The organism is Lacinutrix sp. MEBiC02595 (assembly GCF_053601555.1).
Genome location: NZ_JBSHNU010000147.1, coordinates 126,205 through 138,698, shown reverse-complemented (window position 1 = coordinate 138,698; position 12,494 = coordinate 126,205). Strand labels below are relative to the sequence as shown.

9 protein-coding genes are annotated in these 12,494 nt (G+C 33.8%); 4 read left to right on the top strand and 5 right to left on the bottom strand.

Annotation, left to right across the window (positions count from 1 at the left end; translation table 11 throughout):
* Positions 1–239: 239 nt before the first annotated feature.
* The 3 genes from ACVCZW_RS02820 to ACVCZW_RS02810 all read right to left on the bottom strand — a co-directional run bounded on the left by ACVCZW_RS02820 (position 240) and on the right by ACVCZW_RS02810 (position 4,784).
* Positions 240–2,936 (bottom strand): carboxypeptidase regulatory-like domain-containing protein, encoded by a 2,697-nt coding sequence (locus ACVCZW_RS02820; RefSeq protein ID WP_452231597.1) that lies wholly within the window; start codon positions 2,934–2,936, stop codon positions 240–242.
* A gap of 41 nt (positions 2,937–2,977) precedes the next feature.
* Entirely contained in the window at positions 2,978–3,868 is an 891-nt protein-coding gene (locus ACVCZW_RS02815) for a GLPGLI family protein (protein ID WP_452231596.1), read from the bottom strand.
* A 109-nt stretch (positions 3,869–3,977) separates the two neighbouring features.
* Complete coding sequence (locus ACVCZW_RS02810; protein WP_452231595.1) at positions 3,978–4,784, bottom strand: GLPGLI family protein; 807 nt, start codon at positions 4,782–4,784, stop codon at positions 3,978–3,980.
* Between the two features lie 122 nt (positions 4,785–4,906).
* Here ACVCZW_RS02810 and ACVCZW_RS02805 point away from each other — a divergent pair, with 122 nt between their 5' ends.
* From ACVCZW_RS02805 to ACVCZW_RS02790, 4 genes are read left to right on the top strand one after another with little or no spacing between them, the layout of a single operon-like run.
* Positions 4,907–6,376 carry a sensor histidine kinase gene (locus tag ACVCZW_RS02805; RefSeq protein WP_452231594.1) on the top strand — a complete coding sequence of 490 codons (1,470 nt, stop codon included), beginning with the start codon at positions 4,907–4,909 and terminating at the stop codon, positions 6,374–6,376.
* Positions 6,369–7,052, top strand: a complete 684-nt coding sequence (locus ACVCZW_RS02800) for a response regulator transcription factor (protein WP_452231593.1) — start codon at positions 6,369–6,371, stop codon at positions 7,050–7,052. Before ACVCZW_RS02805 ends, ACVCZW_RS02800 begins: the two co-directional genes overlap by 8 nt.
* 34 nt (positions 7,053–7,086) lie before the next feature.
* Positions 7,087–7,869, top strand: coding sequence for a hypothetical protein (locus ACVCZW_RS02795; protein ID WP_452231592.1), 783 nt, complete (start codon positions 7,087–7,089; stop codon positions 7,867–7,869).
* 3 nt (positions 7,870–7,872) lie between these two features.
* Entirely contained in the window at positions 7,873–8,487 is a 615-nt protein-coding gene (locus ACVCZW_RS02790) for a deoxynucleoside kinase (RefSeq protein ID WP_452231067.1), read from the top strand.
* 277 nt (positions 8,488–8,764) lie between these two features.
* On the opposite strand, the gene ACVCZW_RS02785 is transcribed toward ACVCZW_RS02790, so the two are convergent.
* Together ACVCZW_RS02785 and ACVCZW_RS02780 are read right to left on the bottom strand one after the other, a co-directional pair.
* Positions 8,765–9,769, bottom strand: coding sequence for an App1 family protein (locus tag ACVCZW_RS02785; RefSeq protein WP_452231066.1), 1,005 nt, complete (start codon positions 9,767–9,769; stop codon positions 8,765–8,767).
* A 74-nt stretch (positions 9,770–9,843) separates the two neighbouring features.
* Positions 9,844–12,273 (bottom strand): sodium-translocating pyrophosphatase, encoded by a 2,430-nt coding sequence (locus ACVCZW_RS02780; protein WP_452231065.1) that lies wholly within the window; start codon positions 12,271–12,273, stop codon positions 9,844–9,846.
* Positions 12,274–12,494 lie beyond the last annotated feature (221 nt).

Genomic DNA, 12,494 nt, shown 5'->3' with positions numbered 1-12,494 from the left:
TGCGTTAAGGATGGAAGTGGCATCCTTTTTTATGTCTGTTCGAGTGCTTTGTGAAGCATGAGCAAATAGTATCGAGAACAAGTAAAAAAGATACAACGGACAGCCTGACGCTACGTAGCTTTTGCGAAGTAGGGTAACGCCATAAAAACAGAACGATTGGTTCTATTAGAATAGATTACTACGTCGCTCTGCGTATCATAATGACGTATGCTTCATGAGATTCCCGCCTGCGCGGGAATTTATAGGTTATACTTCACACTAAACACCACATATCTTGGCTGAATATAATATTCTCTATTACTCACCGAAATATTTCCTGTGTTACTCTGACTCAAGCTTTGCGTATCTAGCAAATTGGTTGCACCTACTTTGTACTCCCATTGGCTATCTGTTTTCTGATAGGTTAAGGAAGCATCTAAAAAGCCATAGGTATTCAATGAAGTTTCGGTATTTCTAAAATCGTAATAACTGTACTCGGTAACAAAACTAAAGTCTTTTAAAATCACAGCATCCACGTTTATAAATGGTCGGTGCGTATAAAATTTGGTGTTATTATTTCCTTGGTCGTTATCATTAATAGTTAAGTCATAACCCAATTCTACGTTTGGCGCATTCTTAAAAAAGGTACTCACTCGAGAGCCATAGGTTTGTGTAAAACTTTTGTTTTCACTTCGATTTCCGCCTACAAACTGATTAAAGGTTGCCCAACTCCAAGATCCAGAAAGGTTGGCTTTTATTTTTCCGAAACGACGCTCAAAACGGCCACGAGCAGAAAAAGTTTCATCTGCAAAATCGGAATTAAATGGTGTGGAAGTGGTAATTACACTTTCGAAATCTGTACTATTTCTTATTCCATCTATATTTTTAGAATAGTTTAAAAACCCGAATACATTGGTATAATTAAACATATTAAAACTAAAATACGATAGATTTAAATTATGCGATAAAGAGTTTTCTAATTCACGATTTCCAGAAAACAACGAACTGTAATTATTCATAATTAAACCTTCTGCCAATTGCGTGACATCTGTAAAATTGGTTTGCATGGAATAACTCAAGTTTAGATTTTCACTCTTTTTAAGTTGTAATCTTATCGTCGCATCTGGTAAAATTCTAGCAAAACTATTGGAGTTTGTAGATCCGAATTGCGAATCCTTGGTACTGTATGCATGCGCAGAGAAACCTGGTGTTAGCGTAAACTTCCCCGCTTTTAAGTTATAATGCACACCAACATAAGCGTCACTAAAAGTATAATCTACATCGTTGGTATTAGAACCGTCGATTGGTGTTGGATCATATTCTGAACCATCATCTAGAATTTGAAATATTTCGGAATTAAACTTCTGATTGCTATACACCAAACCTACCGTATAATTTAGATTACTCTTTTGATTGAGTACATTCCAGTAATTTAATTTTGCATCTAATTTATTGGACTTTACACGTTTGTTTTGTGCAGCATCATACGCAGTTTGCGCATCGTCATATCCTAAATTATCTGCGGTACTAGAATAGGTCGCTTTGTCTTCAATAAATGCATTGTAAAAAGGATCTTCATCTTGCAATAAATGCTGTGCTTCAAAAGAAAAAATATTATTTTCGTTTAAAGTATAATAGTAGTTTAAATTCTGATTAATACTATATGGCGTTTGCTCTTCTATTTGATCGACTTGCCCTAAAACGGAAGAATTAAAAAAACGATTTTGTGTTTGCTTCGATAGCCTTCCGAAGATATCATAATCCAATTGATTACTTGCATTTGGTTTATACACCGTACTTAATTTTAGCAATCCTAAATTACTTTCTTGCTGTGTATAATTGGTAGTAGATTCGTCTGGAATACTCAATTCATCATCGGTATAGGTAACTTCATTATTCTCACGAATTGCTGTTTTTGTTCCGGAGAAAATTCCAAATCCGCTAAACGTTAATGCTTTATTTGGCGCATGGCTAAAGTTTGCAGCTGCAAATTTAGTCTCTATACTTTCGGCTTTATTATTGGTTGTATTTAAAAAACCTAGGCTATTATCGCCTAAGCTAATATTGGTTCCACTACTCTGACTTAGGTTTCTAAAACCACCTGTAAAATTAAAATAGTCTCTACGTGTAAAGGCAATTTCACCGGTATTATTTAAATCTCCAATAAAGTTGATACTTGTTTTCGGACTGTAGAAAAAGAGTTTAGGTTGCACTTTATATAATCCGTCATCACTTGCAATTCCTGCACCGACCGTAATATCTCCAAACCAGAATTTATCTTTTCCTTCTTTGAGTTTTATATTAATCGCAATATTATCTTGATTATTGGTAACGCTACTTAATTGCCCAACTTCACTAAAATTTTTAAGTACCTGCACTTTATCTACCGCATTGGAAGGAATATTTTTTGCTGCTAATTTGGTATCTCCATCAAAGAAATCTTTTCCGTCTACCATGATTTTAGTAACCTTCTTTCCTTCTACTTCAATCTCACCATCGTCGGTGATTTCTACTCCTGGAAGTTTCTTTAAAACATCTTCTAGTTTTCTTTCGGTTCCCGTTTTAAAAGAATCTGCGTTATATACAATGGTATCTCCTTTCACCGTTACCGGCATTTCATAGACTAGTTCTACTTCGTCTAAAGTATTATCGTCTTGCAAAGTGTAATCTCTGGTAAGATCTTCTTCTTTGGTGCTAAAAAGATCTTCGGTCATTTTCATACCAATATAACTCACTTGTATTTGGTAATTAGAATTCTTCTCTAAAGAGAGTTTATAACGTCCGGTATCATTGGTAATTCCGTAAGAATCTAATGCTTTTGTTTCTTGATTTATAGCTACAACATTGGCAAGTTCTAAAGGGTTACCAATACTATCTTTGACTACGCCTTCTACTCTAACTTGAGCAAAAGTGGTACTTGCTACTAAACAGATTAGTAGCGTTAAAAGGTTTTTCATTTTTAAAATTTAAGGTTGGTTTGAATAGACACTTTAATGGATTAACGACCTCTTCCTGATCCTCTGCCTCCACGACCTCCGTACATTTCGCGCATTTCTTCCATTTTCTTAGTAACGGTTTCTGTGTATTCTTCTTTGGTAACTTCTTTTCCTTTAGATGGCGCTTTGATGCTTTCTTTTTCTTCAGGATTTAAAACTATTTTAGTACATAAAACAGTCGTTCTATCTGCACTAACTTCTAGTATTAAACCTGGAAGCCCCCAATATTCTCCCGGACCTTGGTTTACTGGAATTTGCATGGTGTACCAAGCAGTAACTTCAATTTCTTTTGGCACTTCTTTTTCTTCCACTGGCTTATCTACCTTGGTAGAATCGCCTTTTTTATCTGCTGTTTCTTTATCACCACCTCTTGATCCTGGTCTAAAACTTGCAAAACTCATTTTATCTACAGGTTTCATTGCAGTAGCTTTCATAGCCATATACTGACCAATTTGTTTGGTTTCCCCAGTCATTTTCCATTTTAATTTTGGCAACGAATCTTTAATTAAAAATTGTTTTCCAAAAAACTCTTGTTCTTGTAATAGCGCATTGCTTTGCACATTTTTATATTGCTCTCCTGCAACAAAACTAGCACCAAAACCTCCAAAACCTCTACCTTGAGATCCTCCTGGAGCAGCTAATTGTTCTTCTTCTTTATAAATAGATTCCGTTTTGTTAAACGTAAGAATGTAGGTTTTCTCAAGAAAGCTTTTCATACGTTCCATCATTTGCTTTTTTCTGTCTGGCGACATGTCTGGACGACCAAAGTTGTCCATATCTACAGTAGTTTTAGATGCGTAATACGCTTTCCCTTGAAAGTCTTGTTGTGCAAAAGTGTACGCACTAGTAACAAGTGCAAAACAGAGAATAGATAGTGTTTTTAATGTTTTCATTTTTAAGCGTTTGTAGTTTTTATGTATAATACTATTTTTACTGACTTTGGTAAGACATGAAAAACAGCAAAACGTTTAAGTTACAAATGTTAAAGTTTTCTTAAAAAAGCTATCCACCAATAAGGATAATACTGCTTCCATCCTTTTTTCCAGAATGCATACGATCCATCATTTCCTTGTCTTTCTTCTCCATGATTGCATCAAATTTTTCTTGCGAAACCACTTTTCCTTTCTCTGGTTCTTTAATTTCGATAGTATCTTTAGGGTTCATTATAATTTTAGAACATATTAAAGTCAGCTTACCGTCATTAATCTCAAGTATAAGTCCGGGCAAACCATGAAAGTCTTGTGGCCCATTATTCACTGGGATTTGCGGCGTATACCAAGCAATTGTTGTGCGTTCTTCTTGTACGGTTTCTAAGCTTCCGTCGATAAAAGTTTTTGTTTCTACTTCTTCTGAAAACGTCCCTTTATAACAAGTATATTCTCCAATATTTTTGGTTTCATTAACTAATTTCCAGTAGTTATTATTCAGGCTATCTTTTATTAAAAACCGCTTATTAAAAATTTCAGATTCTTCTACATATCTATTTTCTTTTATGTTTTTATACAGCACATCGGAACTCGATTCTATCGTAATTTGAAATCCGCTAGAAGAAGGCGTAGGAGCAGCAAGTTTTTCGTTTTCTTTATAGATAGATTCATTTCTAGTAAAGGTTAGCGTGTACTCTCTTTGCATTTGTTTTTGAAGCTGCTCTTGAATTTGCTTTTGCATCGCTTTACTCTGATTATCATTTCCTTTTAAATCTATTTTATGGTAGGATTTATAAGTTGCTACACCTTGAAAATCTTGTGCAAATACGCTTGTTGAAAAAACGATTAGCAGTAAAAGAATACCTGTGTTTTTAAATATCATAACTTGTGTTTTTTGATTAATACACCGCAAATATGAAACTATAAATACCTTTTAATAGTTAACGAGTGTTAACTAGTGTTAAGCGATTGGTTTTATAGAGTTTTTACTTATACATTTGAAATATGAATACAAAAAAATACCGTTGGATTCTATATTTAATCCTAACTACTATTGTACTAACGATAGTAGTACAAGGCTATTGGAACTATAAAAACTACCTGCAAAACAAGCAGCATTTTAGTAATAATGTGCAAACGAGTTTAGATAATGCTCTGGATGCGTATTATGCAGATTTGGCACAATCTAATAAACGCATCACCTTTATCGACAATGAAACTAGCAACATTAATATACATAGCAAACCACATAAAGATGCAGATTCGCTATTTCTTGTCCTTGAAAAAGAATACAAAGATAAACTTGGAGAAGACATCACCGGATTTACACAAATGCAAGATTCTAGTAGTGGATTTACCTTTTTAAAAGAAGGGAATACCACCAAACAAATACAAGTAATTTGGGACCAAAAAGTAGCGGATAGTTTAGAATTAACAAAAAACATTTCTTCCATTTACATATCTATACTAGAAGACACCTTAAACTTCTCCAAACTAAGCCCTTTAATTATAAAAGAGTTAAACAGAAAAAAAATTGCAATTCCGTTTACGTTAAAACATTTTAAAAACGACAGCATTATTAATACTTCTAATAAAGCCATTGTTCCTATTCCTTATTTAACGACGACATCGAAATCCAAGTTTTTAAAACCACATGAAAAAATAACGATGGCTTATCCTAATGCCACAAGTATCATTTTAAAAGAAGGTTTACTAGGCATGCTATTGTCGTTAGTCTTAGCCTTAGCAATAATTTCTAGCTTGTTCTATTTATTGAAAATTATTAAACATCAAAAGGAACTAGCAGAAGTAAAAAACGATTTGATAAGTAATATCACTCATGAATTTAAAACGCCAATCGCCACTATTAGCGTTGCCTTAGAAAGTATTAAAAATTTCAATGTCCAAGAAGACAAAGCGAAAACTTCTAATTATTTAAATATTTCTACTAATCAATTAGCTAAGCTAAATACAATGGTTGAAAAATTATTAGAAACAGCCACGCTAGATAGCAACAGTTTACAATTGGTAAAAGAAAAATATAATATTACCGATTTATTGCAATCGATAGTAGACAAACACGAATTGCAATTGGATAAGAAGAGTATCCTTTTAAATACAAATCCAGAAAAAATCTTAGCCTTTATAGACGTTTTTCATATAGAAAATGCGATTAATAATATTGTTGATAATGCGATTAAATATGGTGGAAATAAAATCAGCATTCAATTAGAACAAAACGTACAATGCTTTATTATTTGTATATCCGACAACGGAAACACATTAACAAAAGCCAATAAAGAAAAGATATTTGAACAGTTTTATCGTGTTCCAAAAGGGAATATTCACAATGTAAAAGGCTTCGGAATTGGGTTGTACTACACCAAGAAAATCATTGAGAAACATAACGGAACGATTCAATTAGATCTAGAAAATAAACAAACAACCTTTAAACTAACACTTCCTAATGCATAAACCAATCACCATATTACTGGCGGAAGACGAACCTGCTTTAGGACAAATCATCAAAGAAAGTTTAGAAACCCGAAACTTTAAAGTATTGCTTTGCGATAATGGCGAAACCGCTTATTCTACTTACAAAAAAGAACAACCAGAACTATTAGTTCTAGACGTGATGATGCCAAAAAAAGACGGCTTTACTTTGGCAAAAGAAATTAGATCAGAAGACGAAACCATTCCTATTATCTTTCTAACTGCAAAATCACAAACGCAAGATGTAGTAGAAGGCTTTACAATTGGCGGTAATGATTATCTGAAAAAACCATTTAGCATGGAAGAACTTATTGTTCGAATTCATAATCTAATCGATAGAACCAAAGTTCAAAAAACTGCCGAAACACTTCCTATTGGCGATTTCACATTTCACTTTCCAAAGCAAATACTGCAATACAAAACCGAAGCTGCGGTGCAACTCACTCACAGAGAAGCACATTTATTATTTCATCTATTAAAAAACAAAAATCAAGTATTGGATCGCTCTTTAATACTAAATAAACTTTGGGGAAACGATGATTTTTTTAACGCCAGAAGCATGGATGTTTTTATTAGCAAGCTTAGAAAAAAACTAAAACAAGACAGCACATTACAAATAATAAACGTGAGAGGCTTTGGTTATAAATTAATTTGCTAGAAAGTGGTTCAATTTTTGTACTTTCCGTTTTCCTATGAAAAGTATATATATCCTATTCTGTTTCCTATTATCTATTTCCGCTTTCGGACAAAAAGCGATAGAAGCCATTTTTCTGCAAAATTCAGAAGCACCAACAAATACTATGGTTGCTATGGATAATTTTGGAACCCAATACCAACTAGACCATAATATTCTATATAAAAAGAATCCCGAAAACACCACCAGTTACAGTAATGTACAACTGGGCGAAATCACCTCAGCAAATGCATTTAACCCATTAAAAATAAATGTGTTTTACAAAGATTTTAATACTGCTATAATTTTAGATAATCGACTAGCCGAAATCTTTAAAATAGACTTCAACACTACAAAACCTTATAAAAGTGTATCGTTAATTTCTGCAGGAAACGATAATACCCTTTGGATTTTTAACACAGACACCCAACAATTGGAAGTCTATGACTATAAAATCAATAAAACAAGAGCGACAACACTGCCTATACAATCTACTGTTTTAGACTTAAAAAGTAACTTTAATTTTTGCTGGTTGCTTACAGAAAACTACCTATATAAATACAATTACTTTGGTAGTTTGACCCAAAAAATTAAAAATGAAGGTTTTACTAATATAGAAGAAGATAACGGTAATCTAATTTTAAAAAAAGAGAACAGCCTTTATTTTTTACAGAAAAACACCGATCAGTTCTTAGAAATCAAAATACCAAATTTGTTAATAAATCAGTTTTTACTAACCAATGAAACCTTGTATATTTGCCACGAGAAAACGCTTTCTAAATTTCAACTAAAAACTAAATAAGATATGCACGTTGCCATAGCAGGAAATATTGGTGCTGGTAAAACCACCCTTACAAAATTACTAGCCAAACATTATAAATGGGAAGCGCAGTTAGAAGACGTAGTAGACAATCCTTATTTAGACGATTTTTACAATCAAATGGAACGTTGGAGTTTCAATTTACAAGTTTACTTTTTAAATAGTAGATTCCGTCAAGTATCGCAAATTAGAGAAAGCGGTAAAGACATTATTCAAGACAGAACTATTTACGAAGACGCACATATTTTCGCACCCAACTTGCACGCTATGGGTTTGATGACCAATCGTGATTTTGAAAACTACAAATCGCTTTTCGACCTTATGGAAAGTTTTGTTGAAGGTCCAGATTTACTAATTTACTTACGCAGTTCTATTCCAAATTTGGTGTCGCAAATTCACAAACGTGGTCGCGATTATGAGAACTCCATAAGCATCGATTATTTAAGCAGATTAAATGAACGTTACGAAGCTTGGATTACTGGTTACAACAAGGGAAATCTATTAATTATTGATGTAGACAATCTCGATTTTGTAGATAACCCAGAAGATTTAGGTTTTATTTTGAATAAAATTGATGCACAAATAAACGGATTATTTTAATCTAATATTTTTTCTAGGGCGTTACTTTTTACGCATACCTGCCAGGTTAGATACCCAAAAAAATTGGGCACAAGCCTTATAGCAACGTAAAAAGTCAGGCTTTTCGCTATATCTTTTTTAAGAAAAATAAAAAAGGATGTCGCTGCAATCCTTAACGCATTACTCGAATACATAAAAAGAGCTTCGCCTTTTATGACAAACCATCCGCTTTTTTGTTAAAACATAAAACCACCTTCCTTTAACTAAAGGAAGGAGCACTTCACAATAGTATTTTCAGCTATACGATAAAATTATTTTCCCGAGCATGTATAATCGCTTGCGCACTACTTTCCACTAACAAAGCAGGAGTCGTTTTATAATTTGCAAGTAAAGACTTTACCCGAATCATTTTCTTTTTATGTTTTACGCTACGCAAATAAATCGCTTTTATTCGTTCTGGATACAACTCGGCTATCTCTATATAGATATCCGGATCATGCTCCCCGCTATCGCCAATTAAAATAAAAGGTAAATCTGGATATGTAGTTAATAAATCTAAAATCTCTTTTTGTTTTTGCGGTTTTTCATCCACTTTTTTTCGCTTAAAAACATCTTTAAAACTCCGCAATAATATGGGACCTTTCGGAAAATTGTTTTGTTTTAAAAACAATGCTAAATAACGATATAAATTCCACGGACTATGACTGACATAAAATATAGGATTTGCATTTTCACCAGATTTTCCGCGATGTAATAAATGATAAAAATCTGCAGCACCTTCTAAAGGCAAACGCATTTTTGCAGATTTAAAAAAGGTATTATAAAGCACACGCCATTTTAAGGTAGAAACCACTCCGGTATGTAAAATAGTATCATCTATATCACTAGCAACACCAAAATCTACTTTACTAGAAGGTATTAATATTTCGGCAGGAAACCGGTTATCCTTTTGTATGTTTTCCTTAATAGAAGCATCATTAAAAGCAACTTCACAATGCAACCAACCTTCGGCATTAGCCATCACTTTTAGACCTTGCACATCTGCTTTTACTTTAAAATAACCATGATTATCGCTCGTGGCTTCTAAAAACTGCCCATTTGGTAATTGCACCGTAATACCAACATGTTTTAATTCATCGCTTTCTAAACGCTTCCAGGTATTCACTAACACACTAAAAAAACCTTGCTGTTCTAAATCTATGGATTCGTCTTCAAGAGTTCTTCCGCGTAAATAAAAGTGCGTATCTGTTCCATAGCTTTGAAATGCAATAATTTGAGCAGGATCTTTTTTAAATAATCTCATGAATAATTGATTAGTTCAAAATAACAAAAAACCACGCATAAAGCGTGGTTTTAATTCATAAAATATAAAGAAACTTATTCTTTTACATCAATTATTTTTATATAAATATCTCTTTCTGAGTCTTCTACAATTTTAAGAACATCATTAAAAACACCTTCTAAAACTTCCGTTTTAATATCTTCTATGCCGTTTGTAATACTAACCGTTTTTATTGTTGCTCTTGCGGTACCATCTGCAAATTTTTCAATAGCAGCTTTATGCATTACCTCTGTTTTGGCGTCACTTACTACACTTTCCATTTGAACGGTATCTGTCACGACCATTCCTTCTTCCGCGTGCCCTCCTAAAATAGGAGCAATTACTAAACCAATTAAACAAGTAAGTTTAATTAAAATATTCATGGATGGTCCAGAAGTATCTTTAAAAGGATCTCCAACGGTATCTCCAGTTACAGCTGCTTTATGCGCATCAGAACCTTTATACGTCATTTCTCCATTAATCTCTACTCCTGCCTCAAAAGATTTCTTAGCGTTATCCCAAGCACCTCCAGCGTTATTCTGAAAGATTGCCCAAAGCACACCAGAAACAGTAACACCGGCCATATAACCACCTAACATTTCTGCAATAGCAAGATTATTCATTCCAAAAATCATTGGTACAAATGCAATTACTAAAGGAAAACCAATAGTTAATAAACCAGGTAACATCATTTCTTTTAAGGATGCTTTTGTAGAAATAGCAACACATTTATCGTATTCTGGTTTCCCAGTTCCTTCCATAATCCCTGGAATCTCTTTAAATTGTCTACGTACTTCTTCTACCATTTCCATGGCAGCTTTACCTACCGCATTCATTGCTAAAGCAGAAAATACTACAGGAACCATTCCACCAACAAATAGCATTGCTAAAACAGGAGCTTTAAAAATATTAATTCCGTCAATTCCAGTAAATGTAACATAAGCAGCAAAAAGCGCTAATGACGTTAATGCAGCAGAAGCGATTGCGAAACCTTTTCCTGTTGCAGCAGTTGTATTACCAACAGCATCTAAAATATCTGTACGCTCTCTTACAATTGGCTCTTGTTCACTCATTTCTGCAATACCACCTGCATTATCGGCAATTGGCCCAAAAGCATCAATTGCTAGTTGCATAGCAGTTGTTGCCATCATAGCAGAAGCTGCTAAAGAAACACCATAAAATCCTGCAAATGCATACGAAGCCCAAATTGCTGCAGCAAATAACAAAACAGAAGGGAATGTAGAAATCATACCAGTAGCTAAACCAGCAATAATATTAGTTCCCGCACCCGTACTTGACTGTTGTACAATTTTTAAAGTTGGAGATTTCCCCAATCCTGTATAATATTCTGTAACCGAAGAAATAACTGCTCCAACTACTAAACCAACTAAACAAGCGTAAAATACACGCATGGAAGAAATTTCTTGTAGACCTTCCCCAAAGAAATTCATTTGCATCGTTTCTGGTAACATCCATGTTACTAAACCGTAACATGCTGCGGCAACTAAAATAATAGAGGTCCAATTACCAACATTTAAAGCGCCCATTACCTGAGTTTCTTTAGCGTCGTTACTTTTTATTTTAACTAGCATCGTACCAATAATAGAAATAATAATTCCTACACCAGCAATTGCCATTGGTAATAGAATTGGTCCAATACCTCCAAAGGCATCGCTAATATTTCCGCCCATATCTTTAATAACATAGTTACCAAGTACCATTGCTGCTAATACTGTTGCAACATACGAACCAAATAAATCTGCTCCCATTCCTGCTACATCCCCAACATTATCACCTACGTTATCTGCAATTGTTGCCGGATTACGAGGATCATCTTCTGGAATACCAGCTTCGACCTTACCAACTAAATCTGCACCAACATCTGCTGCTTTAGTATATATACCTCCACCAACACGTGCAAATAACGCAATAGATTCCGCTCCTAGAGAAAAACCTGCTAGCGTTTCAAGAACAATAGTCATGTCCATGGTGCTTGTCCAAACCCCACCCATAAAAAAGTGGAAGAAAAATATAAAAAATGCGGTTAAACCTAACACTGCTAAACCAGCAACACCAAGTCCCATTACTGTACCACCACCAAAAGACACTTTAAGTGCATTTGGCAAACTAGTACGTGCGGCCTGTGTAGTTCTTACGTTTGTTTTAGTCGCTATTTTCATCCCCATATTTCCTGCCCAAGCAGAAAAGAAAGCTCCAAAAATAAAAGCGACAACAATTAACCAGTGTGTCGTTGGCACAACAAAAGATACTATTGCAAGTAATACACTTACTATAACTACAAAGATTGCTAATAAACGGTATTCTGCATTTAAAAACGCTAAGGCACCTTCGTAGATGTGATCTGAAATTTCTTTCATCTTGCCATCTCCAGCATCTTGTTTCATTACCCAAGATTTCTTTACAACCATGTAAATTAATCCTAAAATTGCCAATATAATTGGCATATAAATCATCATTGATTCCATATTATTTTATAGTTTGATTAGTTTTTAACGATTGCTAAAGTAATAAAATCAAATAGAAGTAAAAAATATTTTAAAATTGACAATTTTTTAACACAAAAACTACGCTTTTTTTAATCTGATTCACAAAGAAAAACTTACCACACAAGGGTTTTATTAAAAATATAGAAATAAAAAATCACAACACGCTATATTTCAGTATTTTAAAGCAAAAAGCCCTTTCA